Genomic DNA, 19272 nt, shown 5'->3' with positions numbered 1-19272 from the left:
TGGCCGGGCGGGGCCCGGACGCCCCGCACGGGGATCCGCCCGCGCGGCGCGGGCGGATCCCCGTATCACTCCTCGGCGCCCTCGGCGATGGCCAGCTGCACCTCCACCGGGTCGCGGCGCGCGATCCACAGGGCGCGTCCCGCGGGCATCGTCCGCGCCCGGATGCTGCCGAACATCATGCCCTCCGAGGGCGGGGCGGACAGCAGGATGCTGGGCGTGTTGGAGTCGATGAGCGTCCGGATGACGGGGTCGCCGGAGGCCCGGCTGAAACCGCCCGCGGCGTGCACGAGGACCACGTGCAGGCCGATCTCCGCGCCCTGGCCGAGCATCGGCAGGAGCGGGGTCAGCGGGCTGGGGCCGCTTCCGGAGACCATCTCGAAGTCGTCGATGAGGATGAACAGCTCGGGGCCGCTCCACCAGTCGCGCTTGCGGATGCGGTCGGGGGTGATGTCGGGCCCGGGCAGGCGCGCCTTCATCGCCTGCGCGGCGGCGGCCATCATCTCCTTGACGTTCTCGCCCGACACCGCGTAGCCCAGCTGCATCTCCTTGGGCACCGCGTCGTAGAGCTGGCGTCGCTGGTCGGCCAGCACGACCCGGGCGGTGGTGGGGCCGTAGTGGCTACGGATCGCGTTGGTGATGTGGCGCAGCAGCGTGGTCTTGCCCGTCTCGGTGTCGCCGACCACGAGCAGGTGCGGGGTGACGCCGAAGTCGTGCCAGAACGGCTGCATCCGGCGGCTCTCCAGACCCATGGGCACCTTGAGGCCGTTCGCCTTGGTGAGCTCGGAGCCGGGCAGCTCACGGGCGTGCAGGATCGGGGGCAGGGTGCGCACCGCCGGGGCGGAGGGCCCGTCCCAGGCCGCGCGCACGCGCTCGACGAGCTCGGTCATGCCCTCGGACAGCGTGACCGAGTCGGCGCTGCCGTCTGCGCGGGGCAGGCCGGTGAGCAGGTGGTGCTTGCTGTCGGTGATGCCGCGCCCGGGCACGCGGGGCACGGTCTGCGCGGCGCGCATGTGGACCATGGAGTCCACCGGGTCACCCATGCGCAGCTCGAAGCGGGTGCCCATGAGGTCGCGGACGGCGGTGTGGAAGTCGGCCCAGCGCGGGGAGGCGACCACGACGTGCACGCCGTAGTTGAGGCCGCGCTGCACGATCTGGACGATGGAGCCCACCAGGTCCGCGTAGTCCTGGCGGATGGTGCCCCAGCCGTCGATGACGAGGAAGACGTCGCCGTGGGACTGGTCGGCGAACTCCCCGGCGGCGCGGCGCCTGCGGTAGGTGCCCATGGAGTCGATGCCGTTCTCGGCGAAGAAGACCTCACGCTTGGTGAGGATCTCGTTGATCTCCATGATGGTGCGGGTGATGCGCCGCTCGTCGGTGCGCGTGACGACGCTGCCCACGTGCGGCAGGCCCTTGAGCGAGGTGAGCACGCCGCCGCCGCAGTCGATCCCGTAGAACTGGACCTGGGCGGGGGTGTTGCACATCGCGAGGGTGAGGATGAGTGTGGCCAGCAGGGTGCTCTTGCCGCTCTGGGGGCCGCCCGCGATGCCGACGTGTCCCCCGGCTCCGGTCAGGTCGGCGACCAGGGGCAGGCGCTTGTGCTCGAAGGGGCGGTCGATGATCCCCAGCGGCACGCGCAGGGTCGTCTCCTTCCTCCAGGCCAGGCCGCCCTCGGGCAGGCGGGTGCCGACCATGGCGAGCAGCTCGTCCACCAGCGGCGGCACCTCCAGCGGGGGCAGCCACACCTCGCGCGCGGAGGGCCCGAGGTCGTCCATCCGCGCCAGCGCGGTCGCCAGGAGGGATTCGCTGCTCTCCTCCACCTGGACCTCGGGTTCCTCGGGTTCGGGAGCGGCCGCGGCCACGGCGGTGTCGGAGAAGAGCACCACCTCGCCGCCGACCGTGCTCCTGCGGGCGGCGCGGCGCTTGACGCGGTAGGGCCCGGAGACGTAGGCGGCCTTGAACCGGGTGAGGGTCTCTGTGTCGGTCTTGAGGTAGCCGTTGCCGGGGGCGGAGGGCAGCTGGTGGGCGTCGGGGACGCCGAGCACCCCGCGGCTCTCGATGGCGGAGAAGGTGCGCAGCGCGACCCGGTAGGACAGGTGGCCCTCCAGTTGGTGCATGCGGCCCTCGTCCAGGCGCTGGGAGGCCAGCAGCAGGTGGACGCCGAGGCTGCGGCCCAGGCGACCGATCATGACGAACAGGTCCATGAAGTCGCGGTGGGCGGCCAGCAGCTCGCTGAACTCGTCGACGACCACGAACAGCGTGGGCATCGGCTCCATGTCGGGGTTGGTCTCGCGGGCCCTCTCGTACTCCAGCGCGGAGCTGAAGTTTCCCGCGGAGCGCAGCTGCTCCTGGCGGCGGACCAGCTCGCCGTGCAGGGCGTCCTGCATGCGCTCGACCAGGATGGCCTCGTCGGCGAGGTTGGTGATGAGCGCGGAGGTGTGCTGGAGCTTGTCGAGGCCGATGAAGGTCGCGCCGCCCTTGAAGTCGACGAGCACGAAGTTGAGGGTCTCGGGGGAGTGGGTCAGGGCCAGGCCGAGCACCAGGGTGCGCAGCAGCTCGCTCTTGCCCGATCCGGTGGCGCCGATGAGCATGCCGTGCGGGCCCATGCCGCCCAGCGCGGACTCCTTGAGGTCCAGCTCCAGCGGAGCTCCGTCGGAGTTCATGCCGATGGGCACGCGCAGCCGGTCCTTCTCGTGCAGCTCGCTCCACATGCGCTCGCTGTCGTGCCGGTGCAGGTCGGGGATGCCCAGGAGCGTGGTCAGCTCGAAGTCGGTGGTGAGCGGCTCGGTGACCTCGACGACCATGCCGATCCGGTAGGGCGAGAGCAGGCGGCCCAGGGAGGTGGCGCGGGACAGGCTCAGGGTGTCGGGCCGGCCCAGCACCTCCTCGGTGTCGCGGCCGCTGTTGTCGCGGGAGAGCATCACCAGGCGCTCGGTCTCCACCCGCAGGGCCAGGGTGTAGGGGTCGTCCTCGGGGGGCATCGGGTCGGCGACGTCGATGACGACGGCGTTGCGGTAGCCGCCGCCCAGCATGCGCGAACCCGGGGGCACGCGTCCGCCGTCCACGACGATGACGGTGAAGGGCTCCTCGCGGCTGGGGGCGGCGGTGGGGTCGAAGCGGGGGCGGTCGGCCAGGTCCGGGATGAGCTGTTCGAGCTCCATCGCGTCCGTGCACAGCAGCCGTGCCTGGCCCGCGCCGTCGCGGGCGGTGGGGTGCTGGCTGTGGGGCAGCCACTTGGCCCACGACCACAGGGGCAGGGAGTCCTCGGAGCAGCACACGGCCACGCGCAGCTCGTCGTGGGCGTGGAAGACGGTGAGCTGGCCGAGAAGCGCGCGGACGAGGCCTCTGCTGGTGTCCAGGTCGCCGCGCATGGTGATGCGGGAGTACCCGCGCAGGTAGATCTGGACCGGCTGGTCCTCGACGGTGCCGTAGGCGCGGATGAAGCGGCGCAGGGCGTGGGCGCTGAGGGGTTCGAGGTCCTCCACCGGTTTGGAGGAGACCGGGGAGATGGTCATGGACAGCGCCTGTTCGCCCACGGCCATGCGCGCCTCGGCGAAGTCGTCGTCGGTCCCCCTGCGCTCCCACAGCCGGGAGGTGCGCACGATCGACCACAGGGCGTCGGGGTGGGGCGCCCGCCAGAGCATCGCGTCGCGCTGCTCGGTGACCACGCCCCGCAGGCGGGTGCGCATCTGCTTGAGGTAGCGCAGGTAGTCCCGGCGGTCGTCGTTGAGCTGGCGGCGGCGCTCCAGCATGCTGCGCAGGTACTGGCCGCCGAGCATGACCACGGCGCCCACGAGCATCATGCCGCCCGCGAGATAGGGCATGATGCTGCTGCCGTCCCCCATCCGGCCGGGGCGGATGAACATCAGGAGCATCGCCATCGACGTCATGGCCATCGGCAGGTAGGTGAACACCGACGAAACGTTGGCCTGCGGTTCGGGCAGCTCCGGGGGCTCCTGGAGGCTGACCTCGCCCGAGGGCAGGTCCGGCCCGGGGCGCCGCGGGGGGCGCCGGACGAGGATCGTACTCACAGGACGGGGTCCTCCCTTGCAGGGAACAGCGGGGAACGGTCCGGAAGCCGGGACCGGAACGGGGCCGTAACCGACGTCCGGAACCGGACGCTGGAAGCAGAACACTACTGTTGCCAACTAAAGTGACAGACACCAAAATTTAAAACAACACACCTCCAAAATGGGTCGTCGGAGTGTTACCGTCACTTCCGCCCCTGTCACGACCCCGCCTCATGATGGGCCCCCACCGGATGAACGATGTCGCCTCCCCGGACCTGTGCCGACTGCTGATCCGCGCTCCCGCGCGCTCCTTCGAGATCGCGGCGCCCACGGAGGTCCCCCTCTCCGAGATCCTGCCCACCCTCGTGCTCTACGCCGAGGGGGACAACGGCGAGGACCTGGACGAGAGCGGACTGGAGCACGACGGCTGGGTCCTCCAGCAACTGGGCGACGAGCCCCTGGAGGAGGACGAGACCCTCCGCTCCCTGGGACTCTGCCACGGAGAGACCCTCTACCTGCGCCCCCGCCGCGACCAGCTGCCACCGGTGCACTTCGACGACCTGACCGACGGCGTCGCGACCGGCATGGGCGAGCGCCCCGACCGGTGGCGCCCCGAGGCCACGCGCGTCCTGCTCCAGGCGCTGGGCCTGGTCGTGCTGTTCACCGGTCTGGCGGTCCTGGTCAGCGGCGGCCCCGGCCTGCTGACCGCGGTGTCCGCGGCCTGCTCCTCGATCCTCATGCTGCTGTCGGCCTGGGCCGCCTCGCGCGCCATGGGCGACCTGGCCGCCGCCACCGGCCTGGCCGCGGCGGCCACCCTGTACATGGCGGTGGCCGGCGCGTCCGTGCCCTCGGGCGATCCCGGCACCGCGCTGACCGGAGCACGCCTGCTCACGGGCTCGGTGACCGCGGCGGGGGCCAGCGTGCTCGGCCTGGCGGCCGTGGCGGGCTCGGTGCCCTTCTTCGCCGGCCTGTTCACCGCCGAGGTGCTGTGCGCGCTGGGCGCGCTCGCCCTGATGTTCATCCCCGGCGCCACGGTCCCGGCCGTGGCGGCGCTGGTGGCGCTCATCGCGCTGCTGCTGGGCACGTTCGCCCCCCAGCTGGCCTTCCGCCTCTCCGGCCTGAAGCTGCCGCCCCTGCCCTCCAACCCCGACCAGCTCCAGGAGGGCATCGACCCCTACCCCGCGCGCGGCGTCCTGGACCGCGCCGCGCTGGCCGACCGGTTCCAGACCGCCCTGTACGCCTCCACCGGCGCCGTCCTGACGGTCTGCCTGGTCGTGCTCGGCGCCTCCCCCGGATGGGCGCCGATCACGCTGTGCGTGATCGTGTCGCTGGTGCTGCTGCTCCAGTCGCGCGGCCTGGCCAGCGCCTGGCAGCGGTCCTTCGTGGTCGCGCCGCCCTGGATCGGCCTGACCGCGCTGGTGCTGGTCCTGGTGTGGACGGCCGACCCCCTGCCCCGCACGCTCGCCATGGTGGGCCTGTTCGCCGCCTCCGCGATCCTGGCGGTGGTGTCGTGGAACCTTCCGGGCACACGGCCGCTGCCCCACTGGGGCCGGGCCGCCGAGATCATCCAGTCACTGCTGACCGTGGCCATCGTGCCCCTGGTCCTGGCGATCTTCGGCGTGTTCTCGCTCCTGCGCGGAATCGGCGGCTGACATGCAGTCACGTCGCGACAGGGTGATGGCCCACAACTTCACGGTGGGCCGTCTGGGCACGGCCATGCTGGAGGGCGACCCCGACGCGGTCGACGCCCCCATGCGCCGCACCCGTACCGGCACCTACATCGGCATCGCCATCGGCGCGGTGCTGTGTATCGGCTTCCTCGTGTTCGGCCTGATCTTCCCCGGGGGCGCCACCAGCTGGCGCCAGGAGGGGCGGCTGATCGTGGACCGCGACACCGGGGCCTCCTACCTGTACTCGGCCGGGACCCTGCGTCCCGTGGCCAACGGCGCCTCCGCCCGCCTGGTCCAGGGCGCCGACGCCGCCGTGAGCCTGGTCTCGGCCGACTCCCTGGAGGGCGTGCCCGTGGGCGGCCCCGTCGGCATCGCGGGCGCGCCCGACGCCCTGCCGACGGCCGACGGCCTGGAGCAGTCGGTCTGGCGGGTGTGCGCGCTGCCGCCCGAGGGCGAGGAGGACGAGCGGGGCCGCACCGCCCTCGTGGTCGGCACGGCCGCCGCCCCGAACCCGCCCTCCGCCGAACAGGCGGTCCTCGTGACCGGACCGGACGGCGCCCCGCACCTGCTGTGGAACGGCACCCGCCTGCGCCTGGACGAGGAGGGCGGCGCCCTCCAGGCCCTCGGCTACGGCACGAGCGACGCCCTGGCCGTCACCTCGGCGTTCCTCAACACCGTGCCCACCGGCCCGGACCTGACCGCGCCCGAGGTCCCGGGCGCCGGTGAGGACGCGGGCGAGATGGCGGGCGAGCCCCGGCGCGTGGGGCAGGTGTTCGCGGTGTCCACCCCCGGGCAGGAGGACCAGCACTACCTGCTCACCCGGGACGGTCTGGTCCCGCTCTCCGTGACGCACGCGCTGCTGCTGCTCGCCGACCCCGACGTCTCCGGCGCCGCCTACCCCGACGCCCCCGCCGAGGCTCTGCCCCTGCCCGCGGGCGAGGCGCACGCCCGGCTCTCCGACGGTCAGGGCCCGCGCGAGGAGCGCCACCCCGCCGCCCCGCCGGAGCTGGTGGGCCTCGGCGTGGGCGTCCCGTGTCTGCGGCTGGCCCCCGACGGCTCGCTGTCGGTGACCATGGACGACCCCGCCGGTGTGGAGGCGTGGCCCGTGCAGGAGCGGCCCGGCATCGCCCCCGGGTGCCCGACCCCCGACCTGGTGGGCATCGCCTCCGGCCGGGGTTCGCTCGCCGCCGCCCAGCCCGTGGGCGGCGGGGGCGCGGCCACCACCCACTACCTCGTCACCGACAGCGCGGCCAAGTACCCGGTGCTCGACGAGACCGCCCTGACCTCACTCGGCTACCAGACGGCCCAGGCCGTCCCGGTACCGACATCCCTGCTGCGGCTGCTGCCCTCCGGGCCGGTGCTCGACCCGGAGGCGGCCGCCCTCCCCCTGGCGCCCTCATCGATGGTCGAGGACGCCGGATGCCCCTGATGGAACCGACAGAGGAGATCCCGTGAACCAGAGGACAAGGACTACAGACGAGGCCGAGCGGCAAGCCCAGGAGGCGATGACCGAGGCCTACAACAACTGCAACACCATCTACACGAACGTGGACCACACGCGCGACAGGCTGCGCGCGTCCTGGCAGGGTGCGGCCTCCAACAGCTACAGCGAGGCGGTCGTCGGCTGGCTGGAGGAGCTGCGGCTCATCACCAACGACATGAACCGGATGATCGGCACCTACGGCGGCACCGTCCACGCCATGCACGCCACGGAGGACGCGGCCGTCATCACCGGTTCGCGGTGGATCAACGAGCTCAACCTCACGGACAACCAGCCCGGCTGAGGCCGGGTAGCCGCTCCGACCCACACGAGACCCTCCCCGGAAGGTGAAACCATGACCATCAACGGTTTCGACGTCAGCTACGGCGAAGTCGACCAGGCCACCATGGACCTGGACACCCAGACCAAGGCCGTGCGCAACCAGATCGAGTCGCTCGACACCACGATGCAGTCCCTCAAGGCGCAGCTCGACGGTGCCATGTTCGAGCAGTACCAGATCAAGGTCGAGCAGTGGCGGAGCAACGTCGCGGACATGGAGAAACTGCTGGGCGCGGCCAAGTCCTCCCTCGACCAGATCCGCCACGAGTACTCCGGCACCGACAACCGCGAGGCCATGAACTGGCAGGGCCTGCTGTAGTCCACTCCCCTCCCCCGGGGCGGGCGGCCCACCACTCCCCTCGCGGCCGCCCGCCCCACCTCGCCTCACCCCATCCCCCGCCACCCCCGACACAACCCAGACGAACTGCCGCCCTACGGGCGGTGAGGAGGTCCTGACGTGGAGTCCCCCCTCTTCGACTTCCGTGCTGCCCTCTCCGGGGAGGAGCCGGATCCGACCGAGACCGAGGAGGCCACCCTCCAGGAGCAGAACGCCAGCACGAACCGGTCGGAGTCCGCCCCGATCAGCGTGGACCTGACCAGCGGCCTGCTCCTTCTCCGGCACGCCGGCTCCTCGGTCGAGGTGGACACCGCCACCCAGAAGGCGGTGCTCGACCCGGGCGAGTCCGAGGTGACCGTCGGCGAGGACGGCGTGATGCTGTTCGGCACGCAGCAGTCCGGTGACAGCGCCTCCCCGCACGTGCTCGCCGGCCAGGAGACCGCCCGCGTCGTCACGGTGTCCGCACCCGATTCCGGGGACGTGTCCGGCCAGGAGCTCCACACGGAGAGCCAGTTCGAACCGGCGTCCCAGGGGACACCAGCGCTCCCCCTCGAACCGCAGGACACCTCCGTCGGAGTATCCGCCAACGCGGAGCCCTTTCAGCTCCTGGAGCCGATGGAAGCACTGACTCCGTTGGAACCCGGGGTCGCCGCGGAGCCCGACCACCCCCTCCTGGAGCCTCTGGAAACCAGGGAGGTCGAGCAGGGGGAACTGCTGGAGCCGCTGGCCGCCCAGGTCACCGCGGCCGCGGAGCCGATTCCCGGTGTGGAGCCCATCTCCGCCGACATCGACGACCCCGCCTTCGGCGAGACCGTCTCCGAGATTCCCGGGGCGCCGGTCGTGACCCTGGACCCCGAGACGGGGATCACCACCGTCGAGGCGGGCGAGCTGAAGTTCGTCCTGGACTCGGACGCCGGCACGATCAGCATCGAGCCCGGGGACAGGAACGTGCCCCTCGACCCCGAGGCGGCGCCGGTCACCATCGAGGCCGGACACCTGGGTCTGACCATCGACCCGGCCGAGGGCACCGTCGGGATCGAGACGACCGGCTCCGGTGACGGCGAGGAGACCCTGCCGACCACGATCGAGATCGGCGACCTGAAGCTCACCCTGGACCCCGAGACGGGCGAGGTCTCCCTCGACCCCGGCAGCGGGGACGTGGAGGTCGACCCCGAGACCGGTCTGATCACCGTGTCCGAGGACCTCGACGGTGACGAGGGCAACGGTGGCGAGGAAGGCCGTGGTGGTGAGGAGGGCACCGACGGCAACAAGAGCACCGACCGCGACGAAGACACCGACGGCAACAAGGGCACCGACCGCGACGAAGGAGATGGCCGTACCGGCGGCGACGGGCCCGGCAGAACCGGTCAGGACGACTCCTCCGAGCACAACCGTCCCGGCGGCGACGGCCCCGGTAAGCCCGGCGGCGAGAACTCCCCCCAGCACGTGGAGAGCAACCGCCCCGGTGTGACCGACCCGGGCAGCGGCGGAACTCCGGGCGTGCCCGTGGGCACCACCCCGCCTCCGGTCACGGGCGACGCCCCCCGGGACGAGCACGGGCCCGGCACAGGCGACGGCTCCGACAGCTCTGAGGGCGAAAACCAGTTCTCGCACCTGAACCCAGGCCCCGGAAACGAGGAAGACAACAGCGGTGACGGCTCCGGAGGCGACCACGAGGGAACCGGCCCCGGAAACGAGGAGAACAACGCCGGGGGCGACGGCGACAACGGCGGCGACACCGACGGCGAAGGCACCGACGGCGAAAACGGCGACACCGGCGAAAACCAGTTCTCACACCTGAACCCAGGCCCCGGAAACCAGGAAGACAACAGCGGTGACGGCTCCGGAGGCGACCACGAGGGAACCGGCCCCGGAAACGAGGAGAACAACGCCGGGAGCGAGGACGAAAACGGCGACGGCGACGGCGAAGACAGCAACAGCGGCGGCGGCAACAGCGGCGGCGAAAACGGCGGCAGCAACGGCGGCGAAGGCGACGGCGAAGGCGACGGCGAAGGCGACGGCGACGGCGAAGGCGACGGCGACGACACAGACGGCGACGGCGACGGCGAAGACGAAGGCACCGACGGCGACGGCGAAGACGGCGACACCGGCGGCGGCGACGGTAACGGTAACGGCGAAAACGGTGGCAACGGCGACGGCAAGGGTGGTGAGGGCACCAAGATCGACCTCGACCAGATCCAGAACTTCCGCAAGAACATCGTGACCCCGCTCCGGGAGGCGATCGACGCCCAGGTCACGGCGTTCATCGGATACGAGGGTGTCGGCGGAGAGGGCGGAGGCGGCTACATCCGTCTCGGCGATCCCGCCCTCCTCCCGGAAGCCGGAAATCTCGCCCGCAAGATCGACACCTCCGTGGGAAACATCTACCAGTTCCTCAGCGGGCTACAGGAAGAACTCTCCGACATCGAGACCCGTCTCTCTGAGAGCCTCCTCGTCTTCCGGAACATCGAGGACGAGCAGAACCTCACCGCACAGGAACTCAGCAACCTCCTCACCGGAGGGCCGGGCAGCACCCCCGGGTCCAATGGCCAGGGCAACAGTAACGGAGGAAGCACGAACAACTCCTGAGTCCGCGGTCCAATCCACAGAGGGAGGTAAGCATGCCAGAAGACGTACCCAAGAGACCCCTGCACGAGATCATGAACATCTTCGCCAACACCGAAGGCGAATACGGTCCCATGATCCCTCTCAGCGATGTCACGGCGGACAAATGGGTCGACGGCGGCCGCTACCACTTCTGGGAGACCACCAAGCCCTTCGTCGGGTTCGAGTGGAAGGAGTTGGACCGCTGGTGGGACTACTACGACTGGTACACGGCCTACACCGGTTACGGCCACGCCTACGAGACCTACGGCATCGACTACGCCGGCTACGACATGCAGGACCACCTGTGGGAGGCGGGCAACGAGGCGAACAAGCAGGACAAGTACCGTGAGGGCCTGCGCAACCTCACCCTCATGGCCGACTACTCCGCAAACCAGATGACCTCCGACAACTGGAACCTCAAACGGCTCCAGGACACCATCGACGATCTGGACGGGCTGAACAAGGCGCTCAATCCCTACCTCGTGGCCGAGGGCGGCAGCCTGAACAAGCTCTGGCAGGACATCGACACCCCGGAGGGCCCCATGGCGGGTTCCGCGGCGGGCGTCTACAAGTACATCCTCCAGAACCTGGCCTACCGCCTGACCCAGATCAACGAGGCGATCCCCGACTTCAAGAAGGAACTGGAGCGCATCGCACCGGAGATCAAGCCCAAGACCACCAATCTCACCACCCAGGTGAACGCCGCCCTGGAGGGCAACGCCGGGACCATCAAAGGCGTACTCGACATCTGGTATTCCGGAACCTCGGTGGGCTCGCAGAGGTTCGTCGAACACCGCGAGCAGTTCGACATCAGAGTCCGTCATGCCGGGGAGGACGCGGACGGCAACCCCACGCCGGAGGTTCGCGGAATCGTCGGTGACGAAATCACCGACAACAACGTCAACAACACGCTCTACGAGATGTTCGAAAAGCACTACCGGGGTGCCTACAACGCGGCGAACGAACTGCACGCACATATGGTGTCCAAGTTCACCGAGATCCATCAGAGCCTGCAGAAGATCGACACCCCCGAAACGCTCTCGTCGCCGACCCCCAACATCACGAACAACGACCCCAACAACCCGAACGGCGACCCCAACCTCCAGGACATCCTCGACAACCTCTTCGGAGACGGAGACGGCGACGGCCCCGGAGGCGAGGGCCCCGGAGGCGGCGACGGCCCCAACATCCAGGACATCCTCGACAACCTCTTCGGAGACGGAGACGGCGACGGCCCCGGAGGCGAGGGCCCCGGAGGCGGCGACGGCCCCAACATCCAGGACATCCTCGACGAGCTGGGCATCGAACCTCCACCGGAACACCAGGGCTTCACCGGTCCGGACGGCCTGGGCGGCGGCCCCAACAACATCCCCGGTCCGCCTCCCCCACCGCCGCACCAGGGCCTCGACGGCCCCGGCAGCGGGCTGGGCGAAGGCGGTTCCTTCACGCCCCCGCCGCCCGTCCCGAACTTCGGCCTCAACGGCCCCGGGGACACCCTCGGCAACCCCAACGCCCTCCCACCCAACGGGTCCTTCACACCCCCGCCTCCGCCCCCGTCCAACCTCGGCCTCAACGGCCCCGGGGACACCCTCGGCGGCCCGAACTCCCCCGACGGCAACGGCCCCATGGTGCCCCCGCCGATTCCGCCGCCCCCGTCCAACCTCGGCCTCAACGGCCCCGGGGGCGGCCGCGGCGGCCCGGGCGGCTACAACGGTTCGCTGGAGCGCGATCCCGCGACGGGGCTCCCGCTCAACCCCGAGACCGGCGAGCCCTACCCCGTCGACCCCGAGACCGGGCTGCCCTTCAACCCCGACACCGGCCTACCGCTCAACTTCGACCCCTCGACCGGGCAGGTCCTGCCCATCGACCCCGTCACCGGACAACCGGTGGCCAACGGGGAGACCGGCAGCTCCCTGGAGTTCGACCCCGCGACGGGGCTCCCGCTCAACCCCGAGACCGGCGAGCCCTACCCCGTCGACCCCGAGACCGGGCTGCCCTTCAACCCCGACACCGGCCTACCGCTCAACTACGACCACGAGACCGGGCAGGTCCTGCCCATCGACCCCGTCACCGGAGAACCGGTCGGCATCGACGCGGAGACCGGACTGCCGACCGACTACAACATCCCCGAGCCCCCGCCCAACCTCGGGCTCACCGGTCCCGGGCAGGACGGCTACGGGTACGGGAACGGTCTGCCCGCGCCCCCTCCCAACCTGGGGGCCAACGGCCCCGGCACCGGGCTGGGCGAGGACGGCTACGGGTACGACATTCCCGCGCCCCCTCCCAACCTCGGGACCAACGGCCCCGGCACCGGGCTGGGCGAGGACGTACCCATCAACCCGATCACCGGTGACCCCTACGTCATCAATCCGGAGACGGGCCAGCCCTACCCGATCGACCCCGAGACCGGGGAGCCGGTGATCGGCGATCCCAACGCGCCCCAGGTACCGCCCCTCGACGAGCTTCCGCCCCTGCAGTCGCCCGACGACGTGGGCCTCAACTACGGCGGCCTCACCCCCGCACCCGGCCCCTACTCCAGCGACGGACCGGGATCACCGGACGCCTCCGACCGTTCCTCCCTGTTCGCCAACCCCGACGGCACCCAGTACCCGGCGGGCGGGCCCCCGGGGACCTCCGGTGGACCAGGCACCCCCGGCGGCGTCGGCGGGCTCGGCGGCGTGGGAGGTCTGAGCGGCCAGCCCGGCGCGGGCACCGGAGGCGCGGGCACCGGAGCCGGCGGCATGGGAGGCATGGGCGGCATGCCGATGATGCCCCCCATGATGGGCGGCATGGGCGGCGGTGCGGGCGGCAGCGGCGGTGACAACAACCGCGACCGCCAGCGCTCCACCTGGCTCTCCGAGGACGAGAAGGTCTGGGGAACCACGGCCGACGCGCAGAGATCCGCACTGGGACGCCCCGTCCCCGGTCAGAGCAAGAAGGGAACATCCCGGCATGAGCTCGCAGATGCAGCGCCAGATGGAAGAGGAACTGGCACAGCTTCACAAGACGATGGGCCTGCTGGCGGACGCAAGCGCAAACCTGGAGGCGGCAACAGAAGAGGTCGTGGCCAAGAACAGGCTCGTGGGCGCGAAGGTGAACGCGACGGGGGAACTGGTTGAGCTGAAGTTCCACACCCAGGCCTACCGGGACATGGCCCCCACCGAGCTGGCCGCCGCCATCACCGAGGTGGTCAACAAGGCGCGGAGCCAGATGGCCGAGCGCGTCTCGAAGGCCTACAGCCCCTTCATGCCGGACGTGGCGAGCGCGGAGGAGATCATGAGCGGCGACCTCGACCCGTTCAAGCTGCTCGACCGGCTGGGCATCCCCTCCGAGAACCCGCGGCACTAGGCGTCCCGCGCCACACCCGTGGCTGAGGCGCGAGAGAGGAGACGGACATGACGAACCGCGGCGACGGCTTCTTCGCCGACTTCGACGGGATGGACAGGAACAGCTGGAGCGTCAACGACGCGGCCGAGTACGCCCGTGAGCTCCAGCAGTGGCTGAGCAGCGAACTGGCGGTCCTGGACCCCATCTGGGGCGAGGGCGACAAGTTCGCCGACGACATGGACCAGTCCCTGGGTGTGCTCAGGACCTCCATCGACGAGTACCTGGGTTTCCTGGTCATCGCCGCGCAGGACACGAGCGCCATCCTCAGCGGCAGCAAGGAGCAGTTCGGCCGTGCGGAGGAGAACAACATAAACGCCGTCCCGGACATGGACACCCCGGGCGGGCCCGGAGGACGCCGGTGACCCCCGACCCCACCCCCACCTCCCCGTGCGGCCGCGTGAGCGGCCCCACGGGTCCCCCGAGAAGGAGTTTCGATGTCTGAGAGTGCGCAGGCTCGTGGCGAGGCCGAAGGCCGTCCCGCACCGGCGCCCGACTTCCGGTCCACGCTCTCCGGAGAAGCCGACGGCACGGTCTCCGGAGGGGCCGCGGGCTCCGCGGCGCACGTCGAGGCCGCTCCCTCGTCCGGAGCAGCCGAGGGGGCGGCCGAGGCCGTGCCCGGACCCCGGATCACCGGTGCCCTGCACGAGCCCGCCGCCCCCCAGGCCCCGGAGGTGGCCCTGGACCGTCCGGGCAAGCCCGTCCTGGCGGGTGCCGCCATCGCGGGCCTGCTGCTGGTCGCCGCTCCCTTCGCCATGACGGCGGGGGTTCCCGGAGTCACCCTGGACACGACGCCGCTCGCCTCGGGCGCGGGCGGCGCGGACGGCACGGGCGGCCAGAGCTCGGGCACCGCCGAGTCGGGTGCCTCGGCCGGCGGCGAGTCCGGGGGCGGCGCTGGACAGGCGGACACCGGGGCCGCGGCCGTGCCCCAGGAGACCGGCTACGTCCCCGAGGTGGGCGGGGACGGGGTCTCGACCCCGACGATGCCCGACCCGGGCACCGCCGCCACCGGAGGGGGGAACCCCGTGGAGACCGCCCCCGCGGCACAGGATGTCCCGGACACGGCGGCCGCCGGCGCCCCGGAGACCGGGGGCGGCGCGGGCGAGGCGACCGCGGCCGGGGAACCGGGGTCCGGAGGCGCCGCGACGGCAGCGGGAGAACCGGGGACCGGGAGCGCCGCGACCGAAGGCGGCGACACGGCCACCGGTCCCTCCGCTGGCGAGGAGGGCGCGGCCGGAGCGGACACGGCAGCCGGAGGAGACGAGGGCGCCGGAACCTCCGGGGAGGGTGAGACCGACGGAGCGGCCGGAGAGGGCTCCGGAAACGGCGACACCGGCACCGGAGACAGCGGCACCGGCACCGCCGCGGAGGAGATGAACGCCCCCCTCGCCGACACCACCGGAACCGGCGGCACCGCGCGGGAGAGCGGGGCCGCCGGGAACGGCGACGCCGCAGGCGGCGGGGCGGCCGCCGACCCTCCGACCTCGGAGGGCGGGGGCTCCGTCCTGGCGGACTCGGGCGCGGTGACGGCGGCCTCGGAACCCGAGTCCTTCCTCGCCGTCGCGGGGCCCGGCTGTCAGGCCTCCCCCGGCGCCTCCTACGCGAACGAGGGACGCTGGGACAGCGCCGAGGGCACCGCCAGTTGGGCCACCCGGCCCGGCGGGTACGCTCAGGAGGGCTGTGACGGCGGCTACGAGGCCCTTCCCGTCTCGGGTGACCCCGAACGGGGCAACGGCCAGTACGCCACCTGGACGTTCACCCCCGGGGAGGCGGGGGTCGCATGCGAGCTCTACGTCCACGTGCCCGACGACGAGAGCCCGCTGTGGATCTCCCCCGGGGAGGCGAAGTACCAGCTCTTCTCCGGCCCCGCGGCCGAGGGGTCGCCCGTGGCGGTCTTCGGGATCGACCAGGCGGGGATCCGGGGCGGCTGGGTCCAGGTGACCGGGTTCACCTCCCCCACGGAGGAGTTCACCGTCCAGCTCACCAACGCGGGGACCGACGCCCTCGCGGACCAGGAGCACGCCAGCTCGCACGTGGCCGCCTCGGCGGTGCGCGCGTCCTGCTCCTGACCCACCCCCGGCGGGGCGGCTCCGGCCGCTCCGCCACCGCCCCTCCCCCGACTTAGGAAGACACCGATGACCAGGCAGCTCCTCACCGTCGACGCCGACGCTCAGGACGGGCACGCGACGATCACCGAGGCGGTCGAGGCCGCTGACAGCGGTGCCCTCATCACCATCGCCCCAGGCCGCTACGAGGAGAGCCTCGTCCTGCGCGACGTGGTCACCCTGATGGCCCGCGACGGCCTGGGCAGCGTGGAGATCACCACCGCCAGCGGCTGCGCCGTGGTCTCGGGCGCCGAGGCGGTCAAGTTGTCGGGGCTGGTCCTGCGCGGCCGCCACGCCGACTACCCCGCGGTGGACATCCCCCTCGGACAGCTGGAGATGGCCGACTGCGAGGTGGAGGGGGCCTCGTGGACCGCGGTGTCGGTGCGCGGCGGCGGCGCGCTCGCCATGCGCGACAGCCGCGTCACCTGCTCGGCTGGGGCGGGCGTGGTGATCGCCACCTCGGGGCCGAGCGTCATCGAGGACTGCGTGATCGAGGAGGTCGACACCAGCGCCGTGGTCATCGGTGAGCAGGCCCGCCCCACGATCCGCTCCTGCGTGCTGCGCGACGCCGGGGGCAACGGCGTGTTCGCCAGCGGGCAGTCCGGGGGCACGATCCGCGACTGCGAGATCTCGGGGACCAAGAAGCCCGCTGTGGCTCTGGAGGAGGGCGCCGCCGCCTCACTGGTGGGCACACGCGTGCACGACATCGAGGGCGACGGGCTGGTGGTGTCCAGCAGGTCGCGCCCGGTGGTCGAGGACTGCGTGTTCGAGGACGTGGGCGGGCGCGGCGTCGTCGTGCACAACGCGTCGGACCCGCAGGTGACGCGGGTACGCGTGGCGCGTGCCAAGGGCGTGGCCATCCACCTGTCGGGCCGGGCGCGCGGGACCTTCACCGAGTGCGAGGTGGAGGAGTCGGGCGGCGACGCCGTGCGCGCCGAGGAGCGCGCCTCCACCACCTTCATCGGTCTGGTCGTGCGCCGCGGTCTGGGACTGAGCCTGGGCGGCGACAGCGTCGTGGAGTTCGACCGCGGGCTGATCAGCGAGACCGCCGGTCCCGGTGTGGTGGTCGAGCAGTGCGCCCCGTTCCTGCGCGCGACCGCGATCACCGGGACCCGGGGCCAGGGCGTGGTGTTCGGCAAGGGCGGCCGCGGGCGCCTGGAGGACGTGACGCTGGAGCGCACCGGCAAGAGCGCCGTGTCCGTGGACGAGGGCGGCGCTCCCCTGCTGGCCGGCGTGCAGATCTCCGGGAGCCGCGACGCCGGGATCTCGGTGGGCTCGGGCGCGTCCGCCGACGTGCGCGACTGCGACGTGTCGGAGTGCACGGGCGACGGCATCGCCGTACGGGCCGGAGGCAGGGCGACGGTCCTGCGCACCCGGGTGTACAACGGCCGCCGCAACGGCGTGCTGGTGGCGGCCAAGGCGAGCGCCACGCTGCGGCGGTGCGAGGTGTTCGGCAACGGCGCCGACGGCATCCTCGTGCACTCCGCCGAGGACGTGGCGGTGGAGGACTGCTCGGTACGCGAGAACGGCCGTTCCGGACTGCGTCAGACCGTCGCCAGCCAGAGCATGCGCACGGAGGAGCTGCTCAGCCGCGACAACGGGGCCCCGGACGCCTTCGGCGACCTGGCGGGCGCGTCCGTTCCGATGCCGGAGGTCCCGCTCCCCGAGGAGGGGGACGAGGAGGTCGAGGAGGTCGGCCCCCTGATGGAACTGGACGCGCTGGTGGGCCTGGCCGGGGTCAAGCACGAGGTCAAGACGCTCGTCACCCGCAACCAGATGGCCCAGCGCAGGGCGGAGATGGGCCTGCCCACACCGCCCATGAGCCGCCACCTGGTCTTCGGCGGCGCGCCCGGTACGGGCAAGACCACCGTGGCGCGGCTGTACGGGCAGATCCTCGCCGAACTGGACGTGCTGCGCTACGGGCACGTGGTGGAGGTGGCCCGCGCCGACCTGGTCTCGCAGTACGTGGGCGGCACGGCGATCAAGACCACCGAGGTGTTCGAGCGGGCCAAGGGCGGCGTGCTGTTCGTCGACGAGGCCTACACGCTGGCGAACGGCAGCGAGGGCGGCGGCAGCGGCCCCGACTTCGGCCGGGAGGCCATCGACACCCTGGTCAAGCTCATGGAGGACCACCGCGACGAGGTCGTGGTGATCGTCGCGGGCTACACCGAGGAGATGCAGAACTTCCTCGACACCAACCCCGGCCTGGCCTCCCGGTTCAGCCGGACCATCGAGTTCACCAACTACGCGCCGGAGGAGCTGACGGAGATCGTGCGCAACATGTGCGTCTCGCACAGCTACCGGATGGCGAAGGAGACCGAGGCGGCCCTGCTCGCCCACTTCGAGCGGGTGCCCAAGGGCCCGGCGTTCGGCAACGGCCGCGAGGCCCGCAAGCTGTTCGAGGAGATGATCGACCGCCAGGCGTTCCGGCTGGGCGGGACCATCCCCGACAGCCCGGACTCGCTCACCCTCCTGCTACCCGAGGACCTCGGTGCGGCGGCCGAGGAGGAGCAGCTCGGCGGCACGGCGGACGGGATCGCGGCCCTGCGCGAGGAGCTCAACGCCATGGTGGGCCTGGCCAGCGTCAAGGAGACCGTCAACGACCTGGCCAACCTGCTGCTGATGTCCCAGCAGCGGCGCGCCATGGGGCTCCAGGTGGCGGCGATGAGCCACCACCTGGTGTTCGCCGGTCCCCCCGGTACCGGTAAGACGACCGTGGCCCGGCTGTACGGCAAGCTCCTGCACGCCCTGGGGGTGCTGCGCAGTGACCACGTCGTGGAGGCGGCCCGCTCGGACCTGGTCGGGCGCTACGTCGGACACACCGCCCAGCTGACCGCCGAGGTGTTCGAGCGGGCCAAGGGCGGCGTGCTGTTCGTGGACGAGGCCTACTCGCTGGCGCCGCGCGGGTCGGGCAACGACTTCGGCCAGGAGGCCATCGACACCCTGGTCAAGCTCATGGAGGACCACCGCGACGAGGCCGTGGTCATCGTCGCCGGGTACACCAACGAGATGCAGCGCTTCCTGGACTCCAACCCCGGTCTGGCCTCGCGGTTCAACCACCAGGTGGAGTTCCCCGACTACAGCGACGACGAGCTGGTCACCATCGTCGAGCGGATGGCGAAGGGGTCGGGGTACACCTGCGGCGAGCAGACGGTGGCCGCCCTGCACGAGCACTTCTCGGGGGTGGTCCGCGACGCGAACTTCGGCAACGCCCGCTACGCGCGCCAGGTGCTGGAGCGGATGATCACCCGTCAGGCGGGCCGCCTGGTCAACGGCGTCCAGAACGCCACCCGGGAGGACTTCACCACCCTGCTGCCCGAGGACATCCCGGCCCGCTGACACC

The 19272-nt window shown here is 71.7% G+C and carries 11 protein-coding genes; 10 read left to right on the top strand and 1 reads right to left on the bottom strand.

All coding sequences use genetic code 11. The features are described from left to right. Positions 1-65: 65 nt before the first annotated feature. Positions 66-4028: a type VII secretion protein EccCa gene (eccCa, locus tag HGB44_RS25350; protein ID WP_061083347.1), complete on the bottom strand. Its 3963-nt coding sequence runs from the start codon at positions 4026-4028 to the stop codon at positions 66-68. Positions 4029-4240: 212 nt separating this feature from the next. Here eccCa and eccD point away from each other — a divergent pair, with 212 nt between their 5' ends. The 10 genes from eccD to HGB44_RS25300 all read left to right on the top strand — a co-directional run bounded on the left by eccD (position 4241) and on the right by HGB44_RS25300 (position 19268). Continuing rightward, positions 4241-5659: a type VII secretion integral membrane protein EccD gene (gene eccD, locus HGB44_RS25345; protein ID WP_082768628.1), complete on the top strand. Its 1419-nt coding sequence runs from the start codon at positions 4241-4243 to the stop codon at positions 5657-5659. Between the two features lies 1 nt (position 5660). After that, entirely contained in the window at positions 5661-7106 is a 1446-nt protein-coding gene (gene eccB, locus HGB44_RS25340) for a type VII secretion protein EccB (RefSeq protein WP_061083346.1), read from the top strand. Between the two features lie 22 nt (positions 7107-7128). Then, positions 7129-7461, top strand: a complete 333-nt coding sequence (locus HGB44_RS25335; RefSeq protein WP_231972647.1) for a hypothetical protein — start codon at positions 7129-7131, stop codon at positions 7459-7461. A gap of 51 nt (positions 7462-7512) precedes the next feature. Continuing rightward, on the top strand, positions 7513-7815 hold the full coding sequence (locus HGB44_RS25330; protein WP_061083344.1) for a WXG100 family type VII secretion target: 303 nt from the start codon (positions 7513-7515) through the stop codon (positions 7813-7815). A gap of 138 nt (positions 7816-7953) precedes the next feature. Further along, complete coding sequence (locus HGB44_RS25325) at positions 7954-10422, top strand: AAA family ATPase (RefSeq protein WP_168444140.1); 2469 nt, start codon at positions 7954-7956, stop codon at positions 10420-10422. A 32-nt stretch (positions 10423-10454) separates the two neighbouring features. Continuing rightward, positions 10455-13559, top strand: a complete 3105-nt coding sequence (locus HGB44_RS25320) for a hypothetical protein (protein ID WP_168444139.1) — start codon at positions 10455-10457, stop codon at positions 13557-13559. Further along, on the top strand, positions 13450-13788 hold the full coding sequence (locus tag HGB44_RS25315; protein ID WP_168444142.1) for a YbaB/EbfC family nucleoid-associated protein: 339 nt from the start codon (positions 13450-13452) through the stop codon (positions 13786-13788). Before HGB44_RS25320 ends, HGB44_RS25315 begins: the two co-directional genes overlap by 110 nt. Before the next feature lie 47 nt (positions 13789-13835). Then, on the top strand, positions 13836-14189 hold the full coding sequence (locus HGB44_RS25310) for a hypothetical protein (RefSeq protein WP_061083673.1): 354 nt from the start codon (positions 13836-13838) through the stop codon (positions 14187-14189). Between the two features lie 72 nt (positions 14190-14261). Next, positions 14262-15893 (top strand): hypothetical protein, encoded by a 1632-nt coding sequence (locus HGB44_RS25305; RefSeq protein WP_061083672.1) that lies wholly within the window; start codon positions 14262-14264, stop codon positions 15891-15893. A gap of 66 nt (positions 15894-15959) precedes the next feature. Continuing rightward, on the top strand, positions 15960-19268 hold the full coding sequence (locus HGB44_RS25300) for a right-handed parallel beta-helix repeat-containing protein (protein WP_061083671.1): 3309 nt from the start codon (positions 15960-15962) through the stop codon (positions 19266-19268). Positions 19269-19272 lie beyond the last annotated feature (4 nt).

Source organism: Nocardiopsis alborubida (assembly GCF_012396365.1).
Classification (GTDB): Bacteria; Actinomycetota; Actinomycetes; order Streptosporangiales; family Streptosporangiaceae; genus Nocardiopsis; species Nocardiopsis alborubida.
This window is presented reverse-complemented; position numbering and strand designations above follow the sequence as displayed.

Coding starts and splice junctions, on each gene's coding strand:
- HGB44_RS25310 (WP_061083673.1), top strand. CDS start 13,836: ATGACGAACCGCGGCGACGGCTTCTTCGCCGACTTCGACGGGATGGAC.
- HGB44_RS25320 (WP_168444139.1), top strand. CDS start 10,455: ATGCCAGAAGACGTACCCAAGAGACCCCTGCACGAGATCATGAACATC.
- eccB (WP_061083346.1), top strand. CDS start 5,661: ATGCAGTCACGTCGCGACAGGGTGATGGCCCACAACTTCACGGTGGGC.
- HGB44_RS25300 (WP_061083671.1), top strand. CDS start 15,960: ATGACCAGGCAGCTCCTCACCGTCGACGCCGACGCTCAGGACGGGCAC.
- HGB44_RS25305 (WP_061083672.1), top strand. CDS start 14,262: ATGTCTGAGAGTGCGCAGGCTCGTGGCGAGGCCGAAGGCCGTCCCGCA.
- eccD (WP_082768628.1), top strand. CDS start 4,241: ATGATGGGCCCCCACCGGATGAACGATGTCGCCTCCCCGGACCTGTGC.
- HGB44_RS25315 (WP_168444142.1), top strand. CDS start 13,450: ATGGGCCTGCTGGCGGACGCAAGCGCAAACCTGGAGGCGGCAACAGAA.
- HGB44_RS25330 (WP_061083344.1), top strand. CDS start 7,513: ATGACCATCAACGGTTTCGACGTCAGCTACGGCGAAGTCGACCAGGCC.